Source organism: Nocardia miyunensis NBRC 108239, assembly GCF_001613065.1.
GTDB lineage: Bacteria > Actinomycetota > Actinomycetes > Mycobacteriales > Mycobacteriaceae > Nocardia > Nocardia miyunensis.
This window is the reverse complement of the sequence record NZ_BDBQ01000029.1, coordinates 1-17,772: the sequence shown is the minus strand read 5'-3', so window position 1 is coordinate 17,772 and position 17,772 is coordinate 1. Positions and strand designations below refer to the sequence as shown.

Here is a 17,772-nt window from a genome sequence, read left to right as displayed (position 1 = left end):
ATTTTCGAGGAGGTGCAATGGCCGAGGAGGCTCCGGGCCCGCTGATCTGGACCCTGCCCGAACCGCCCGGACGGCCCACGACCAGCCTGAGCCGGGCGGGCATCCTGCGCGCGGCCCTGACGATCGCCGACGCCGAGGGCGCCCCGGCGCTGACCATGCGGCGCGTCGCCGCGGCCGTGGGCGCGTCGACGCCGATGTCGCTGTATCGCTACGTCGGCAGCAAGGACGGTCTGGTGGATCTGATGATCGACGCCGTCTACGGTGAGATACCGCTGCCCGACGAGCCTGCGGCACACTGGCGTTCGGGCCTGGAAAGCCTCGCGCGGGACACCTGGGCAGTACTGCTGCGCCACCTCTGGTTCGGCGAGCTCGTGCACACCCGCCCGCCGCTGGGGCCGAATGCGCTGCGCTACTTCGATTTCCGGTTCGCCATGCTGGAGACCCTGGGCCGCACCGCCGACGAGCTGTCGCTGATCACCGGCGCGGTGGACGGCCATCTCTTCGGCGCGGCACTGCAATTGGCGCACGAGCGACGCATGCGCATGCGCGTCGGCCTGCACACCGACGACCAGCTGGCCGCCGCCGCCCGCCCCTTCGTGGAACCCATCCTCGCCGAGGGCAACTACCCGGCCTTCGCCCGCTGGTTCCAGGGCCGCACCGGCGCGGGCCCCGCCGAACCGGTCGAATGGACCCTCGCCTGCATCCTCGACGGCCTGACCATCCGGCTCGGGCTACCGGAGTGAGCAGTCCGCAGGGGGAATCGCCCGGGTGCAGGGCCGTCCATCCGTTGTGGAATGCCTTCGAAGGATCGAACTCGGGCAGAAGGTTCCCGCGGAGCAAACCTGATGTATGCGTCGCCGACCGTTCAGTTCTCCTCGCGCACAACCCATTCGAAGGCTTCGGCCTTGGATCTCGCACCCTCGGCGGTGCGGGAGCGATTCGGTTCGCCGAGATCGCCGAGCAGATCGCGGGACAGGCCGACCAGGGTGGCCAGTGTATCCGGGGTGAACCAGTCCGGGCGGGTGGCGAACAGCAGATCCTCGCTCGAGGTGTTGCCGCTCGCGCCCGGGGCGAACGGGCAGCCGCCCAGTCCGCCGAGCGAACCGTCCACCATGGTGGCGCCGGCATCGAGTGCGGCGAGTGAGTTCGCCACCCCCATACCCCAGGTGTCGTGGCCGTGAAAGATGATGCGGCGCTCGGGAGTCCGGGTGCGCACGGCGGCGATCAGATCGCTCACCTGCTGCGGATACGCCTGGCCGAGCGTGTCGGCGATGACGATATCGGTCGCGCCCTCCGCGCGAGGATCGTTCGCGATGTCCAGCACTCGGCGCGGATCCACCGGACCGTCGAAGGGGCAGGTGAACGCCGTTGCCAGGCACAGCTGAATCGATCCACCGGCCTCGTGTGCCAGGGCGATCGCCTCGGGCATGGCCGCCAGGCTCTCCTGCGTGGTACGGCCGATATTGGCCTTGTTGTGCGCGTCGGATGCCGAGAAGCAGTACTGGAAATTGCGCACACCGGCTTCGGCGGCCCGGCGCACGTGTCGCGGCGTGGCCACCCACACCCAACAATGTTGCAGCTCTTCGGGTTCCAGGGCGGCGATCAGATCCATGGTGTTGGCCATCGGCGGCACCAGAACCGGGCGGGCCATCGAACCGATCTCCAGCGTCGGCACGCCCAGTCCGAGCAGGGTGCGCACGAGTTCGGCCTTGCGGTCGGTGGGCAGCACCTTGCCGGTCAGTTGCAGGCCGTCGCGCAGGGTGACATCGCGCAGCATCAGTCCACCTCCAGAGCGCGGACCTGCTCGTCCGACATGCCGAGCAGCCCGGAGAGCACCTCTTGGGTGTGCTCGCCCAGATCCGGGCCGACGTTGCGGATGGGCAGGGATGTCTCGCCGATCACCGGCACGATGCCCGGAAAGCCCACCTGCTTCGGCTCGGATTCGCCGACGTCCACCGGGAAGTGCTGAATCATGTTGCGCGACAGGTATTGTGCGTCGGTGGTGATATCGGCCGCGGTGTAGATCGGGCCGGACGGGATGCCCGCGGTCTCCAGAATCGACAGCGCCTCGTCGCGAGTGCGGGCGCGCGTCCACTCGGCGATGGCGGCGTCGAGGCGTTCGCGGTGTTTCCAGCGACCGGCGTTGTCGGCCAGTTCCGGATCGGCGGCCAGATCGGGCCGCTCGATGACCTGCATATAACGCTGGAAGATGGCATCGCCGTTACCGCCGATGATGATGCTGAACCCGTCCGAGCAGGGGTAGGCGTTACTGGGGGCGATGCCCTCCATCCGGCCGCCGACCCGTTCTCGGGCGATGCCGTAGGCGTAGTAGTCGGGTACCAGCGATTCCATCACAGACAGGATCGACTCGTTCAACGCGACGTCGATCATGCGGTGCGGCAACGGAATCGACTCGCTGGACCGCTCCCGCTGGAACAGCGCCATCACGGTGCCGAAGGCGGCGTAGATCCCGGCGATCGAATCGCCGATGGACACGCCCACCCGCACCGGCGGCCGGTCCGGGTCGCCGACCAACTCGCGCAGGCCGCCCACCGCCTCGGCCACCGCCGCGAATCCGGGCCGCTGGGACAGCGGCCCGGTCTGACCGTAGGCCGAGATCCGGGTGAGGATCAGATCCGGATTGGCCGCGTTCAATTCCTCCGGGCCCAGCCCCCACTTCTCCAGCATGCCCGGCCGGAAATTCTCCAGTAGCACATCGGACCGGGAGACCAGATCCAGCACGATCGCCCGGCCCGCCTCGGACCGCAGATCCAGCGTGATGGACTTCTTGTTCCGATTCACCGTCCGGTACAACATCGAGGTGTCCCCGCCGTACAACCGCCAATTACGCAGTTCGTCACCGGTTTTCGGCCGCTCGACCTTGATCACCTCGGCCCCGAAGTCCCCGAGAATCCGTCCCGCGGTCGGTGCCGCGATGTAATTGCCCAGCTCCAGTACCCGCACTCCGTCCAGCGGCCGAATCTCCATGCGATCGATTCAACCAGTCGCGGGGTGAGCACCACAGTCCCGACCTCCGGTGTGGGGTAGTGGCCGCGCCGCAGGCCCGGGTGGTGCGGGAGCAGATGGCCCGACCGGTTCCGGAAGTGATGCCGGGCGAGGGAGCGCGTGGGTTTGCTCGCCCGGTGGTGCCCTGTGTTCGTGGCCGGATCGGTCGCAACCGAATGGTCGCGGTCGTCCGTGCGGTAGCTGTCCGCGCTGCCGGGTGGCGTGCCGCGCAGGGACTCCGCCCCGCCGCTGTGATTTGTGCCCACAGAGTACCGAGCGGACCCGGATTTGGCCGAAAGTCGCAGCTGCCGAGTGGAATTCGCGGCTGCGACCTCCGGCCGTACCGAGCGATCAGGCGGCCTGTTCGACCACCGAGTAGTGCTCGGCGTTACCGGCGATCACCGTGCTGGTCCGGCCGTCGACGCCGACCGGGATGTCACCCGCGAGGGTGATGCGGGTGAGCTTGCGGTGCTGGGCGCCGTCGAAATCGTCGATGGCGTAGTGCTGGGTGGCGCGGTTGTCCCAGATCGCGACATCGCCGAGGGACCAGTTCCACCGGGTGGTGTGCTCGAGCCGGGTGACGCGGTCCTGGAACAGCCGGAACAGCGCCTGGGATTCCGAGCTGTTCAGGCCGACGAACTGCTTCACGAAATGGCCCAGCAGCAGCGCGCGTTCGCCGGTTTCGGGATGTACGCGCACCACCGGGTGCTCGGTCTCGTAGTAGGTCGAGACGAACTCGTCACGGTACGACTGGTACTTCGGGTCCGACTCCTTGCCGTGACCGGCGGCGTAGTCGTAGGTGTTGGTGTGCAGTGCGCGCAGGCTCTCCGCGAGCCGCTTGAGCGGGTCGGGCAGCGAATCGTAGGCCGCGACGGTGGAGGCCCAGGTGGTCGAGCCGCCGTAGCTGGCAGGGTGACCGCGCGCAGGATCGAGGCCTTGGGCACGCGGTCCACGAAGGTCACGTCGGTGTGCCAGCTGTTGGCCCGCCCGGTCTCGGAGTCGATGGCCAGCGAGCGGACGCCGCGCGAGGTGACCGTGGGGTGCGGTGTGGTCGGGCTGCCCAGCAGTTCCGCGAAGGCGTACTGGCCGTCCTCGGTGAGGTGGTCCTGACCGCGGAAGAAGATCACCTTGTGCTCGTTGAGCGCCGCCCGGATCGCCTCGACGGCCGGCGCGGACAGATCACCGCCGAGCCGGACGCCTTCGATACGCGCGCCGATGTGGGTGCCGAGCTTCACGACCTGCACGGCGGTGTCGGTTTCTACTACCTGATCGACGGACATGAGGGGCCTTTCGCTCGGATCTGTGATGCACGAGCAGCACATCACCGGCGAGTGGGATGAACCAGATTTGCGGTCAGGGGGATCCAAACGCTGGTCCGGCCGGGCCGAATTCGACCCGGGCACAGGCGATGTCGAGCCGGGCTCAGCCGAGATGTTCGCGCAGGTACGCCAGATCTTCGGCGACGCCCTCGGCGGGGGTCTCCAGAACCACCGGCGCACCAGCGGTGCGGCAGACCTCTGCCAGCAGTTCCGGATCGATGGTGCCCTCGGCGAAATTCGCGTGCCGATCCGCGCCCGAATCGAACTCGTCGCGGGCGAAATTCAGATGAACCAGATCTATGCGGCCGGTGGTGCCTTGATCCGATCCACGCCGAAAGTCACAGTTCCGGAGTGGAATTCGTGGCTGTGACCTCCGGCGGCGAGCGATCAGGCGGCTTGTTCGACTATCGAGTAGTGCTCGGCGTTACCGGTGACCACCGTGCTGGTCCGGCCGTCGACGCCGACCGGAATATCGCCGGCGAGGGTGATCCGGGTCAGCTGGCGGCGCTCGGCGCCGTCGTAGTCGCCGACGGCGTAGTGCTGGGTGGCCCGGTTGTCCCAGATCGCGACATCGCCGAGCGACCAGTTCCAGCGGGTGGTGTGCTCGAGCCGGGTGACGCGGTCCTGGAACAGCCGGAACAGCGCCTGCGACTCGGAGGCGTTCAGGCCGACGAACTGCTTCACGAAAAGTCCCAGCAGCAGGGCACGTTCGCCGGTCTCGGGGTGCACGCGCACCACCGGGTGCTCGGTTTCATAGTAGGTCGACACGAATTCGTCGCGATACGCCTGGCGAAATTGGTCCGAATCCTTGCCGTGATCGCCAGCGTAGTCGTAGGCGTTGGTGTGCAGTGCGCGCAGGCTCTCCGCGAGCCGCTTGAGCGGGTCGGGCAGCGAATCGTAGGCCGCGACGGTGGAGGCCCAGGTGGTCGAGCCGCCGTAGCTGGGCAGGGTGACCGCGCGCAGGATCGAGGCCTTGGGCACGCGGTCCACGAAGGTCACATCGGTGTGCCAGGCGCCGCCGCGCCCGGTCTCGGAGTCGATCGTCAGGGTTCGCGCCCCGCGGGAGGTGATCGTGGGATGCGGTGTGGTCGGGGTGCCCAGCAGCTGTGCGAACTCGTACTGGCCGTCCTCGGTCAGATGGTCCTGGCCCTGGAAGAAGATCACCTTGTGCTCGTTGAGGGCGGCGCGGATCGCCGCGACGGTCTCCGCGGACAGATCACCGCCGAGCCGGACGCCTTCGATCCGTGCACCGATGTGTTCGCCAAGCTTGACCACCTGCACGGCGGTATCGGTTCCTACTGCGTAATCGACGGACATGGGAGCCTTTCGCTCGGATATGTGATGCAACGAGCAGCACATCACCGGCGGGCGCGGCGAAAGAGGTTTGCAGTCAGCAGGATTGAAACGGTGGCGCTGCGGAGGGCAGATCCCCCGCGCCGAGCCGGCATTCCCGCCCGGCTCAGCCGAGATGTTCGCGTAGGTAGGCCAGGTCGTCGGCGACGCCCTCGGCGGGGGTTTCCAGGACCACCGGTGCGCCTGCGGTGCGGCAGACCTCGGCCAGTAGTTGCGGGTCGATCGTGCCCTCGGCGAAGTTGGCATGCCGGTCGGCGCCCGAATTGAATTCGTCGCGTGAGGAATTCAGGTGGACCAGGTCGATACGGCCGGTGATGGCCTTGATGCGGTCCACCACGCCGACGAGCTCCTCGCCGCCGGCCCAGGCGTGACAGGTGTCCAGGCAGAACCCGGCGCCGAAATCGCCGACCACCTCCCAGAGCCTGGCGATGGAGTCGAAATACCGGGCCATGGCGTGATTTCCGCCCGCGGTGTTCTCGATCAGGATGGGCACAGCGAAACCGCCCTTGTCCTTCTGACGTTCGAACAGCTTGCCCCAGTTGGTGATTCCGGCCTCGATCTCCGCATCCGAGCGCACGTGCCCGCCGTGCACGACGAGACCGAACGCGCCCAGGTCGGCCGCCGCCTGCGCCTGTAGCGCCACCGCCTGCCGCGAGGGCATGCGCAGGCGATTGTTGGTGCTGGCCACGTTGATCTGATACGAGGAGTGCACCACCACATCGATCGGGCTGGCCTTGATCTGCTCGGCCTGCGGATGCGGCTGGGGTTTGTCCCAGCTCTGCGGATCCACCACGAACATCTGGATGACCTCGGCCCCGAGTTTCTCGCCGAAGCCGATCGGATCACTGTCTTGTCTGACGTGTGCTCCAATGCGCATGGGTCGAGCGTATCGGTACCCACCGACAGGTTCTGCCGGGGCGCGGCAGCGGCCGTTTTCGCCCGTTCTTCCGGGGCGATCAACCCGCATCGCAGCCGTGCGATGCGGCCCCGCGGCCTTCGCGCCACCGCGGCGTGCGGATTCGCCCGGGCTGCTATGGTTTCGGTGTTTCCCGTGGTCGGCCCGAAACCGGCGGCGGAGTTCATGCGGTACACGGCCGTGCGCTGGCGGGTCCCGGTGCGCGGCACGGGAAGTGGGAGCGGACATCATGGTGGCCAACGGTGAGGTCTTCGCCGGTTATCTCGTCGAGCAACTGCTCGGCCGCGGCGGCATGGGTTCGGTATATCTGGCCAAACACCCGCGTCTGCCGCGCAAGACCGCGCTCAAACTGCTCAACCGTGAAATGGTATCCGATCAGGAGATCCGCGCCCGCTTCGAGCGTGAGGCCGACCTGGTCGCCCAGCTGGACCACCCCAATATCGTGACCGTCTACGACCGCGGTCTCGAGGACGGTCAGCTGTGGATCTCGATGCAGTACATCGACGGCATCGACGCGGCCAGCGTGGACCCGACCAAACTCCCGCCCGAACGCGCGGTGCAGATCATCGGCGAGGTCGCCGAGGCGCTGGACTACGCGCACGGCAACGGCGTGATGCATCGCGACGTCAAGCCCGCGAACATGCTGCTGGCCCGCTCCACCGGCGGTAAGGGCGAGCGCGTCTACCTCACCGACTTCGGCATCGCCCGGCTGCGTGACGACGGCGGCCACCTCACCCAGACCGGCACGTTCACCGCGACGCTGGCCTACGCCTCGCCCGAACAGCTCACCGGCGCCAACCTGGACGGCCGGGCGGATCAGTACTCCCTGGCTTGCAGCCTGTTCTGGTTGTTCACCGGCACCGGGCCGTTCGCCGCGTCGAATCCGGCCGCGGTGATCCGCGGACATCTGCAGGAGCCCGCGCCGCCGCTGAGCAAGATCCGGCCCGGATTCCCGCCGGCGATGGACGCCGTGCTGGCCAAGGCCATGGCCAAGCGCCCGGACGACCGTTTCGTCTCGTGTGCGGAATTCGCCGCCGCAGCTCGTCGCGCCCTCGCCACGCCCAGCTCACCGGGCGTTCCGGTGACGCCGCGGCAGTACACCGGCCCGGGAATGCAGACCGTCGGCCCGCAGCTGGGCCTCACCGGCACCGGCCCGGGCAATCCGGTGGCGCCACACGGCACCGGCCCCGGAATGCTCAATGCCGGACCCATGCCCACCATGGGCCCGGCGCCCGTGCCGATGCCGGTGCGCTCGGCGCCGCCGCACCCGCAGCAGCAGATGTATCCGCAGAATTCGCCGTACCCGCAGCAGACCGGCTACGGATATCAGCCCGCGCCGATGCCGCAGCAGCGCAAATCCAATACCGGCCTGATCATCGCCATCATCGTGGGCGCGGTGATCATTCTGCTGGTCGTGCTGGCGATCATCGGTTCACTGGGCTGAGACGGTTCGGTTATACCCCCGAAGTATTGGGGGGCATTCCCGATGGCGCGGACGTGCGGGTCACGCAACACTGGAGAGCATGACTGCCGATGCCCTGGGCACCGAGACCACTACCGAAACGTCGATCGCGGCACGCGCCACCGACCTGGTCAAGCTATACGGAACGGGAGACACCCAGGTCCGGGCACTGGACGGGGTGAGCGCGGAATTCGCCACGGGTGAGTTCACCGCGATCATGGGCCCGTCGGGCTCGGGAAAATCCACGCTGATGCACTGCCTGGCCGGGCTCGATGGGGCCACCTCCGGCGCGGTGCACATCGGGGGCACCGATCTGACCGGGCTCTCGGACAAGGAGATGACCGCCCTGCGGCGCGACCGGATCGGTTTCGTGTTCCAGGCGTTCAATCTGGTGCCGACGTTGACCGCGCTGGAGAACATCACGTTGCCGCTGGACATCGCCGGTCGCCGCGCCGATCGGGAATGGCTCGACACGGTGATCAAACGCCTGGGCCTGAACGACCGGCTCGAACACCGGCCCAGCGAACTGTCCGGCGGACAGCAGCAGCGGGTGGCGTGCGCGCGTGCCCTGGCCGGAAAGCCCGACATCATCTTCGGTGACGAGCCCACCGGAAATCTGGACTCGCGTTCCTCCGAGGAGGTGCTGTCGATCCTGCGCGCGGCCGTCGACGAATTCGGGCAGACCGTCGTGATCGTCACCCACGAGCCGCACGCCGCCTCCTTTGCCGACCGGGTGATCTTCCTCGCCGACGGGCGCATCGTGGACGAACTGCGCGACCCCACAGCCGAATCCGTGCTGGACCGGATGAAAAAGCTGGAGAACGCCTGATGGCCGGGAGTCCGATGCGCAAGGTGGCCTTGCGTAATCTGGCCGCGCACAAGCTGCGCCTGGCGCTGACAGTGCTGTCGGTGATCCTCGGAACCGCTTTCATCGCAGGGTCTTTCGTGTTCACCGACACCCTGCAGAGCACCTTCAACGGCATCTTCGCCGACCAGGCCAAGGGCGTCGACGTGCGGGTGCAGCCCAAGGAGCGTGTCTCGCTTGGTGTTCCGCTCGACGTCGTCGACAAGATCACCGCGACTCCCGGCGTGCGGACGGTCGCCCCGGCGGTGCAGGGGCCGGTCGTCCTGCTGAAGGACGGTCACGCGGTGCAGACCGGCGGTGCGCCGAGTATCGGGCAGTCCTATCTGCCGCCCGACAGGGCCGTGGCCGAATCGCAGAAGATCGTGGCGGGCGTCGCGCCCACCCAGCCCGGCGAGGTCGCGATCAATTCCGGTGGGGCGCAACGTGCCGGGCTGTCGGTCGGGGATCGCACGGAGGTCCTGGTGCCGTCCAAGGGCAATATCGTGGTGACCGTCAGCGGGATCTACACGATGGCATCGGATTCCGGCGGATTGGTCAACATCCTGTTCGACGATGGGCAGGCGCGTGAGCTGTTCACCGACGGGCAGCACGTGGGCTACGTCGACGTGGCCACGAAACCGGGCGTCTCGGCGGATATCGTGCGCGACAGGTTGTCCCGGATCCTGCCGGACTACAAGGTGCTCAACGGTGATCAGGTGCGCGAGGATCTGAAGGCCCAGGTCGGCAACGCGCTCAAATTCGTGAACTACTTCCTGCTCGCCTTCGGTGCGATCGCGCTGCTGGTGGGTACGTTCATCATCTACAACACCTTCTCGATGATCGTGGCGCAGCGGCTGCGTGAACTGGCGTTGCTGCGGGCAGTGGGTGCGAGCAGGCGGCAGGTGGGGCTGTCGGTGGTGGCCGAGGCGGCGATCATCGGATTGATCGGCAGCGCACTGGGGCTGGCCTGCGGTATCGCGCTGGCGTTCGGGCTGTCCGGGCTGCTCAATGCCTTCGACCTGGGACTGCCCACCGGCGCCATGCAGGTGCAGCCGCGCACGGTGTTGGTCGCCCTGGGCATCGGTCTGGTGGTGACGGTGGGCAGTGCCTACGCGCCCGCGCGCCGGGCCGCCAGGATTCCGCCCGTGGAGGCCATGCGCGAGGAGTTCGCCTCGACCGGCGAATCGCTGCGGGTGCGCACGGGTATCGGCGTGGCGCTGGCGGTCGTCGGTGTCGTACTGGTCGTCCTCGGGGCTCGTCACACCGGCGGGCATGCCGCGCTGACCGTCGGAATCGGCGCCGCGGCACTGATTTTCGCGGTGCTGTTCGCCTCGCCCTCACTGTCGCGGCCAGTGCTGGCGGCGCTCGGCGTGCTGGTGTGGCCGTTCGGGTCGATCGGGCACATGGCGCGCAACAACGCGGTCCGCAATCCGCGGCGCACCGCCGCGACCGCCTTCGCGCTCACCCTCGGGCTGATGCTGGTCTCGGCGATCGGCATGCTCGGCTCCTCGGCGAAGGCGAGTGTGAGCGATGTGGTCGACCGGGGCGTCAAGGCCGACTACATCCTGTCCGGTCCGCAGTTGACCGGGGTGCCCCTCGGCGCGGGGCCGTCCGCGAGATCCGTTGCGGGAGTGCGGGATGTGGTGGCCTTCCGCGGTGTGCAGTTGAGGACCGGCGAGGATCCGGTGTACGGCGTCTCGCCCGATGCGCCGATCAGCCCGGTGCTGAACTACGACATTCGCAGTGGCGGGTACGCACTAGGCGCCAACGACATCCAGGTCTCGGAAACCGAAGCCGGGAAACACAATTGGCACGCCGGTGAGCAAGTGCAGCTGACCAGCATGGACAACAGGAAGTTCACCGCCACGGTGTCCGGAATCTACAAGGACACTCAGCTGCTCGGGGCCGTGGTGGTTCCACCGGCGCTGTACGACCAGCTGATGCCCGTCGCGTACCGCAGCGATGTGGTCGTGCTGATCACCGCGGCGCCGGGGGCCGACCTGACGCTCATGCGGGAGAACCTGATCAAGGCTACCGCGCAGTACGTCGTGGTGCAGGTGGAGGATCGGGAAGAGTTCAAGGGCACGCAGGGCAAGCAGATCGACACCATGCTCGCGATCCTGTACGGGTTGCTGGCCCTGGCGGTGGTGATCGCGGTGCTCGGCATCGTCAACACGCTGGCGCTGTCGGTGGTCGAACGACGTCGCGAGATCGGCATGTTGCGCGCGGTCGGCATGCAGCGACCACAGGTCCGCCGAAGTATCTATCTGGAGTCGATGCTGATCGCGGTGTTCGGTGCGCTCGTGGGCGTGATACTCGGGCTCGGGCTCGGCGTCGGTTTCCTGCGGACCCTGAGCGACCTGGGCATCAGCACGATCACCGTCCCGTGGATCCAGATCGTGCTCATGCTCGTCGGCTCCGGCGTCGTCGGCGTGCTGGCCGCCCTGTGGCCCGGCATTCGCGCCGCGCGCACCCCGCCCCTGGCCGCTATCGCGGATCTGTGACGTCGTCGGGTCCGGTTGCCGCGGATGATCACCGAGGCGACCGGACCCGGGTATCGCGATTGCGGCGGTTCAGCCCGGGGATCGGCTCAGCCAGGACATGGGCCCCCGCCGAATAAGTCGCCCGGTGGGTTCGGGAGGGTAAACGACCGGGATTGAGCGGCGAGCGAGGTGATTGCCGGGCGACGCGGCTGTGAGGTCCCGGGTTCCGGTGGTGTTGGGCCGTACTATCGGGCTCTGTCCGCTTCCCCCGCTGTTCTGCACGGTCCGTGAAGGAGTCTGGAGATGGATCTCTTCGGCACACTCGGTAGCGCGTCGGGAGTTCTGAACGCAGGTGTGGGTTTTGCGCAAGCGCTGATGGGCTTCCTGACCGCGCTCGGTAGCAGCGCACCGGGGAGATAGCTCGGCTCAGCCCGCATTGCTGTTCGCCCAGCTGCGCACGTCGCCGCGGTCGAGGGCCACCGCCAGCAGGTCCGGGAATTTGTCCGGGGTGCAGGCGAAGGCCGGGACGCCGAGTCCGGCCAGTGCCGCGGCGTTCTCGTGGTCGTACGCGGGTGCGCCGTCGTCGGACAGGGCCAGCAGCACCAGCACCTGGACGCCGGATTCACGCATCGCGGCGATCCGGCGCAGCATCTCGTCGCGGATCCCGCCCTCGTACAGGTCGGAGATCAGGACGAACAGCGTGTCGGCCGGACGCGTGATCAGCTGCTGGCTGTAGGCGATGGCGCGATTGATGTCGGTGCCGCCGCCGAGCTGGGTGCCGAACAGGACGTCGACCGGATCCGAGAGCTGGTCGGTGAGATCGACCACGGCCGTATCGAATACGACCATCGAGGTCTTCAGCGAACGCATCGAGGCCAGCACCGCGCCGAACACCGAGGCGTACACCACGCTCGAGGCCATCGATCCGGATTGGTCTATCGCCAGCACCACATCGCGCCGCACCGCCTGCGATCTGCGGCCGTAGCCGATGAGCTGTTCGGGCACCACCGTGCGGTGTTCGGGCAGGTAGTGCGCGAGATTGCGGCGGATGGTGCGATCCCAGTCGATATCGCGCAGTCGCGGGCGGGTGGTGCGCGCGGCGCGGTTCAGCGCGCCGGATACCGCGGCGACGGTGCGCGCGGCGATGCGCCGCTCGATCTCGCGCACCACCTTCTCCACGACCATGCGCGCCGTGGACCGGGTGGTCTCGGGCATCACCCGGTTCAGGCTCAGCAGGGTGCCGACCAGGTGCACATCGGGCTCGACGGCCTCGAGCAGTTCCGGTTCCAGCAGCAGTTGGGTCAGATCGAGCCGCTCGACCGCATCGCGCTGCATCACCTCCACCACCGTGGACGGGAAATAGCCGCGGATATCGCCCAGCCATCTGGCCACCTTGGGCGCCGATCCGCCCAGCCCACCCGTCCGCTTCTCCGTCGGAGTCAGCTCCTCGGCGTTGTACAGCGCCGACAGCGCCCGATCCATTGCCGCGTCGCCGCCGGAACCGAGCCCGCCCAAGCAGGCCTCCGCGGGCGCACCCAGCACCAGACGCCAACGGCGGGACTGTGTTCGATCGAGTTCGGTCATCGGTGATGCCTTTCCATACCGCTGCGGGTGAATCCGTATCCTCCGGTTCTCGTCGTGGTCTGGTTGCGGTTCGGCGCTGTCCGGTGAGGGTGCGGCGGCATCATACGACCGCCAGGATTCGGGTGACGGCTTGCAGGGCGAGCACGCCGCGGTCGGGGTCGAAGCCGCCGGTTCGGGTAGGGGTTGTCGTGACGGGTCCGCCGTCGCGGACCGCCTGAGCGATTGCCTGGCGCTCACCGGATTCGAAGGCGCCGAAGGTTCTGCGGAGCAGGGGCAGGGTGGCGACGAACTGGTCTTCGTCGAGGCCCCGGAGCCAGGTGTCTATGCGGTGCAACAGATTTCGGTCGTGGACCAGGAGCAGACCGCGGCCGCCGAGAAATCCGTCGATCCACGCGGCCTTCTCGGCGGGATCGTGGCCGACCGACAGTGCCGCGGACAGACGGCGGGCGGATTCGGCGTCGTCCAGGATGCCCGCGTCGGACAGCAGCCGGACCACACGGCCGACCAGGCTGCCGTGCACATCGCCCCGGTCGGCGAGTTTGCCCAGGGCGCTGTGCCATTCGCGGGTCGCCCACTCGTCGTCGCGGGTGGCCAGGGCCACGTGCGCGACGTCCAGCAGGGCGCGCAGGGCGGCCGCGGCGTCCGCGTCCAATCCAATTACGGCACTGGGCAATCCGGCGCAGATGCGCACCAGCATCCCGTCGGCCACCCGAGTGAGCGCCGCGACGTCGGTGCCGCGCACATCGCCGTACCGCAGCGTGCGGATCAGGGCCGGCAGCGCGGCGAGCAGACGAGTGACGTCGTGATCCACCGCGGCCGCGGATTCGAGGCGGGCCACCAGGCCCGGCACGGCCCCGCCGAGGTCGGCCAGCAGAGCCTGTTCGAGGGCGCCGCCCAGGTCGGCGACGGTGGCCTCGGGTGCGGCGGCGGAGTCCAGGATCTTCGCCTCCGCGGCGGACCGCAGAGTGGTGCCCCAGCGGGAGGCCTCGATGACGGCGATGGCGAGTTCGGGTTCCCAGACCAGCGTCCACGTCTCCCGGAAGGTGCCGGTATTGCGGACCTCGCTCGATGTCGGTGTGCCCCAACGGATCGCGAGCAGTCGCAGCCGGTGCAGCAGGTGTGAGCGCGCGACGTCGCGTTCCTTGCGCAGGTCCAGGTCCAGCTGCCGGGACAGGGCCTGGCGCGTCAGCCGCAGCGAACGCGCCTGCGCGCGTAGATCCGCCTCGAGCGGAACCGCCGGGGCGTCCTCCGGTACGGAACCGAGCGCCTCGCCGACGACCAGTTCTCCGGTGACCAGACGCAACATGGTCTCATCGCCCTCGCACAGCACCGCGCGGGTGGCCTCGGTGACCTCCGACAGTCCCGGCAGCGGTCGCTCACGAAGGGCCGCAAGGATATTCGCGAGCCGCACCGATTCGATGATGTGCGCACTGGATACCGGCAGGTCGTGCGCCCGCAATGTGCCCGCGACCTTGGTGAGCCAGCGCGCGATCGGCTGATCGGTCTCGGTGAACAGATGGTGATACCACCCCGGCGAGGTGACTCCCGCGCCGTAGCCCGAGGAACCCGCCAGCCGTGAATGCGTCCAGGGCACCCACGTCAACGTCGCCTTCACTTTCGGCAATCCCTTGAGCAGCCGCGCGTCGGCCGCCGCGGGCCCGAGTGCCCCCACCAGCGCCGGAGCGTGAAACGCCCCGCACACGACCGCCAGCCGCCGTGCCCCGCCCTTCAACGTCTTACGCATCACCTGTCGCATATACGCCTCACGTCGCAACGTCTGCGGATCCACCGGAGACCCGATCAGCTCGTCGTCATCGCCCACCGGACCGATCGGCATACCCTCCCGCGGTGAGACGAGCGCCTGCGACCCGGAATTACCTTGTGCGGCAACGGACTCGGCGGCGATGTCCTGGTGCGGCGCACCGCTGAGCAGTGCGTTGGGGCTGTCTTGTCCGGCAGCGGTTCTGGCTGCTATCCGATGGGTCTCGTGTGCGGCATCGGCGATCTCGTCCGCGGTGGTGCTCCTGCCGGGAGCGCCGACGGTGGTCGGGCAGGGATCATCTTGTGCCTCGGCAGTTTCCGCCGCAGGTCGGCTGGATTCGCCTGCGGCGGTGTTCCCCTGGGGTGCGGATTCGCGCAGGACGGCCATGGCCTCGGTGATGGCATCGAAAACGTCTGCGTCGGCGCTGGACTCGATGACGGCGTCCCACCAGCGTTCCGGGTCGTCGTAGCCCGCGGCGGCGGCGAGGACGGCGAGGGGGTCGGTGCGGTCGCCGGGGTCGTCCGTCGCGGCAAGCGCGTGTGTGGCGGGCAGGTCGCAGAAGCCGACGGCGACGTCGTGCTCGTGGGCGTAGCGCAGGGCCTGCCATTCGGGGGAGAACACCGCGAAGGGCCAGAACGCCGCGCGGGAGGGCGTATCTGGGACATAGGCCAGCAGTGCGACCGGAGGTGTCATGCTCTCGGCGGCGATATGGGTGATCAGTGGATCGGCATCGGCCGGACCCTCGATCAGGATGGCGTCCGGCCGGAATTTCTCCAGCGCCAGGCGAAGTGAGCGCGCCGATCCGGGGCCGTGATGGCGGATGCCGAACACCCGGGTCTGCGGCGGTTCGGGAGCCGGGACGGATTCCGGTGGTGAGTCGGATGTTCGGGGCGAGTTCATGCGTGGACCTCGCGGCAGGCCCGATAGAAGTCGGCCCAGTCCTCGCGCTCGCGCACCACCGCTTCCAGATATTCGGTCCACACCACCCCGTCGGCCACCGGATCCTTCACGACCGCGCCGAGCACCGCGCCCGCGATATCGGCGGCACGCAGCACTCCGTCGCCGAAATGCGCCGCGAGCGCGAGTCCGTTGGTGATCACCGAGATCGCCTCGGCGGTGGACAGTGTGCCGGAGGGGGATTTGAGTTTGGTCCGGCCGTCGGCGGTGATGCCGGAGCGCAGCTCGCGGAAGACCCGGACCACCCGGCGCACCTCCTGCGCGGCGGCGGGCACCGCGGGCAGTTCCAGTGCGGCGCCGAGCTGTTCGACGCGGCGGGTCACGATCGCGACCTCTTCGTCCTCGTCGGCGGGCAGCGGCAGGACGACGGTGTTGAAGCGTCGCCGCAGCGCCGAGGACAGTTCGTTGACCCCGCGGTCGCGGTCGTTGGCGGTGGCGATGACGTTGAAGCCCTTGGCGGCCTGCACCTCCATCCCCAATTCGGGGACCGGCAGCGTCTTCTCCGACAGCACTGTGATCAGCGCGTCCTGCACGTCCGAGGGGATCCGGGTGAGTTCCTCGACGCGGGCGATGGAGCCCAGGCGCATGGCCGTCATCACCGGGGAGGGCACCAGCGCGCCCTCGCTGGGCCCCTCGGCGAGCAGCCGGGCGTAGTTCCAGCCGTATCGGATCGCCTCCTCCGCAGTGCCGGAGGTGCCCTGCACCAGCAGCGTCGACGCACCGCACACGGCAGCCGAAAGATGTTCGGACACCCAGGTTTTCGCGGTGCCGGGCACACCGAGCAGCAGCAGCGCGCGGTCGGTCGCGAGCGTGGCGACCGCGACCTCCATCAGCCTGCGCGGTCCGACGTACTTGGGGCTCACCACGGTGCCGTCGGGCAGAGTGCCGCCGAGCAGATAGGTCACTACGCCCCACGGCGAGAGCCGCCACGAGGGCGGGCGGGGGCGGTCGTCGGCCGCGGCCAGTGCCCGCAGCTCGTCGGCGAACGCCTGTTCGGCGTGCGGACGCAGCAGACTGTTGCCGGTCGAATCGGTCGTGTCGGTGGTATTCGTAGTGGTCACTGCAACTCCTCGAGCATGGTCGTGCGCTGGATCAGGTCGTGGGCCAGTTCGTTGAAACAGGTTTCCCAGTAGGGATCAGCGCAGCGGCGGGCGGCGATCTCGACCGCGGCGACGGCCTCGACCGGGAAGTGCACCGCGGCCGTGCGGAACAGGGTGCGATACGAGGCCGGGGACAGGCCCGGCGCACCGGGACGGGCCGCGGCCAGTTTTGCGCGATCCAGCAACAGCCGGATCAGGTACTGGGCCAGCGGTACGGGCCACGGCCGCGGCACCGCCTGCACCAGCAGTTCGATCTCGGCCAGCCAGCTGCTGTCGAGCGTGCGCAGATACGACACCCGCCGGTCGAGTGGAATCAGGGCGAACAGCTGCCGCCGCACATCGGGGTCGGCGCCGAGTGTCGGGGTTCCGGTCAGTACCTCGAACAACGTTGCGGCCCAACGGCTGTCGTGCTGAGCCAGTGCCGCATCAGCCCATCCGGCGGTGACCGGACCGAGCAGATCGGCGCGCATACCCACCCGTGCGGCCGATCCGGGGGCGCCCAGCAACTCGTCCCAATGACGCAGCGGAGTCGCGGCGATCACTCGGCGCAGCCACTCCGCCCCGACGTGCGGCGCCCCGTCCAGACGGTAGGCGGTATTCGCGGTGCGGTCGGCGATACCGTCGCGGCGGGCCGAATCCTCCAGGCGCCGAGGCAGATCGGCGATCAGCTGCTTGCCGTCGAAGGTCAGCCAGCGCGAGGCCCGTTCGGTCATGCGTCCGGCGAAGGCCGAATCCGGAAGTCCGGCGAGCAGGTCCGCCGCGACGCGGCGGACCTCGGCGCGTGAATCGTCGAGTGCGGACTCCAGGAGCGGCTCGTCGGCGAGGGTGAGACCCTCGGCGAGGATTGCCAGCAGATCCGCGCGCGCGGGGCCGGGCTCGGAACGCCAGGTGCCCGTGAGGGTTTCGCGTGCAGCCTGGGGATCGTGTGCCCGCAGCCGCGCCAGCCAGGCGCGCCGCTCGGCGGGGCGGCCGTGCGACCAGACGCT

13 protein-coding genes and 2 pseudogenes are annotated in these 17,772 nt (G+C 68.6%); 5 read left to right on the top strand and 10 right to left on the bottom strand.

Annotated features, from left to right (window positions below):
• The first annotated feature begins 17 nt into the window (after positions 1-17).
• Positions 18-743 (top strand): TetR/AcrR family transcriptional regulator, encoded by a 726-nt coding sequence (locus NM2_RS11795; RefSeq protein WP_067667588.1) that lies wholly within the window; start codon positions 18-20, stop codon positions 741-743.
• Positions 744-865: 122 nt separating this feature from the next.
• Here the strand turns inward: NM2_RS11795 and NM2_RS11790 are convergent, their stop codons facing one another.
• The 3 genes and pseudogenes from NM2_RS11790 to NM2_RS11780 all read right to left on the bottom strand — a co-directional run bounded on the left by NM2_RS11790 (position 866) and on the right by NM2_RS11780 (position 4,211).
• The gene (locus tag NM2_RS11790) at positions 866-1,777 is read right to left on the bottom strand and encodes a hydroxymethylglutaryl-CoA lyase (protein WP_084530801.1); all 912 of its coding nucleotides are present in this window, start codon (positions 1,775-1,777) and stop codon (positions 866-868) included.
• Positions 1,777-2,988, bottom strand: coding sequence for a CaiB/BaiF CoA transferase family protein (locus tag NM2_RS11785; RefSeq protein WP_067667586.1), 1,212 nt, complete (start codon positions 2,986-2,988; stop codon positions 1,777-1,779). The genes NM2_RS11790 and NM2_RS11785 overlap by 1 nt, the downstream gene beginning before the upstream one ends.
• Positions 2,989-3,357: 369 nt before the next feature.
• Positions 3,358-4,211, bottom strand: a pseudogene (locus tag NM2_RS11780) (TauD/TfdA dioxygenase family protein).
• Between NM2_RS11780 and NM2_RS51520 the strand changes: the two are divergent.
• Entirely contained in the window at positions 4,107-4,346 is a 240-nt protein-coding gene (locus NM2_RS51520) for a hypothetical protein (RefSeq protein ID WP_245717987.1), read from the top strand. The pseudogene NM2_RS11780 and the gene NM2_RS51520 sit on opposite strands and share 105 nt — an antisense overlap.
• An 82-nt stretch (positions 4,347-4,428) precedes the next feature.
• Here the strand turns inward: NM2_RS51520 and NM2_RS51515 are convergent.
• The 3 genes and pseudogenes from NM2_RS51515 to NM2_RS11765 all read right to left on the bottom strand — a co-directional run.
• Positions 4,429-4,658, bottom strand: a pseudogene (locus tag NM2_RS51515) (deoxyribonuclease IV); the annotation flags it as partial.
• A gap of 54 nt (positions 4,659-4,712) precedes the next feature.
• Complete coding sequence (locus NM2_RS11770) at positions 4,713-5,642, bottom strand: TauD/TfdA dioxygenase family protein (protein ID WP_084530799.1); 930 nt, start codon at positions 5,640-5,642, stop codon at positions 4,713-4,715.
• Between the two features lie 142 nt (positions 5,643-5,784).
• Positions 5,785-6,555: a deoxyribonuclease IV gene (locus tag NM2_RS11765; RefSeq protein ID WP_067667581.1), complete on the bottom strand. Its 771-nt coding sequence runs from the start codon at positions 6,553-6,555 to the stop codon at positions 5,785-5,787.
• Positions 6,556-6,823: 268 nt separating this feature from the next.
• On the opposite strand from NM2_RS11765, the gene NM2_RS11760 reads away from it, so the two are divergent.
• The 3 genes from NM2_RS11760 to NM2_RS11750 all read left to right on the top strand — a co-directional run bounded on the left by NM2_RS11760 (position 6,824) and on the right by NM2_RS11750 (position 11,404).
• Positions 6,824-8,038, top strand: coding sequence for a serine/threonine-protein kinase (locus NM2_RS11760; RefSeq protein ID WP_084530839.1), 1,215 nt, complete (start codon positions 6,824-6,826; stop codon positions 8,036-8,038).
• Between the two features lie 79 nt (positions 8,039-8,117).
• Entirely contained in the window at positions 8,118-8,885 is a 768-nt protein-coding gene (locus tag NM2_RS11755; protein WP_067667574.1) for an ABC transporter ATP-binding protein, read from the top strand.
• Positions 8,885-11,404, top strand: coding sequence for an ABC transporter permease (locus NM2_RS11750; protein ID WP_067667573.1), 2,520 nt, complete (start codon positions 8,885-8,887; stop codon positions 11,402-11,404). The genes NM2_RS11755 and NM2_RS11750 overlap by 1 nt, the downstream gene beginning before the upstream one ends.
• A gap of 405 nt (positions 11,405-11,809) precedes the next feature.
• On the opposite strand, the gene NM2_RS11745 is transcribed toward NM2_RS11750, so the two are convergent.
• The 4 genes from NM2_RS11745 to NM2_RS50190 all read right to left on the bottom strand — a co-directional run.
• Entirely contained in the window at positions 11,810-12,967 is a 1,158-nt protein-coding gene (locus tag NM2_RS11745) for a VWA domain-containing protein (RefSeq protein WP_067667572.1), read from the bottom strand.
• A gap of 100 nt (positions 12,968-13,067) precedes the next feature.
• Positions 13,068-15,629, bottom strand: a complete 2,562-nt coding sequence (locus NM2_RS11740) for a DUF5682 family protein (protein WP_067667570.1) — start codon at positions 15,627-15,629, stop codon at positions 13,068-13,070.
• Positions 15,626-16,747 carry an ATP-binding protein gene (locus NM2_RS11735; RefSeq protein WP_067667568.1) on the bottom strand — a complete coding sequence of 374 codons (1,122 nt, stop codon included), beginning with the start codon at positions 16,745-16,747 and terminating at the stop codon, positions 15,626-15,628. Before NM2_RS11735 ends, NM2_RS11740 begins: the two co-directional genes overlap by 4 nt.
• Positions 16,744-17,772: DUF5691 domain-containing protein (locus NM2_RS50190; RefSeq protein ID WP_245717965.1), on the bottom strand; the 1,029-nt coding region annotated here is incomplete at its 5' end. The genes NM2_RS11735 and NM2_RS50190, both read right to left, overlap by 4 nt.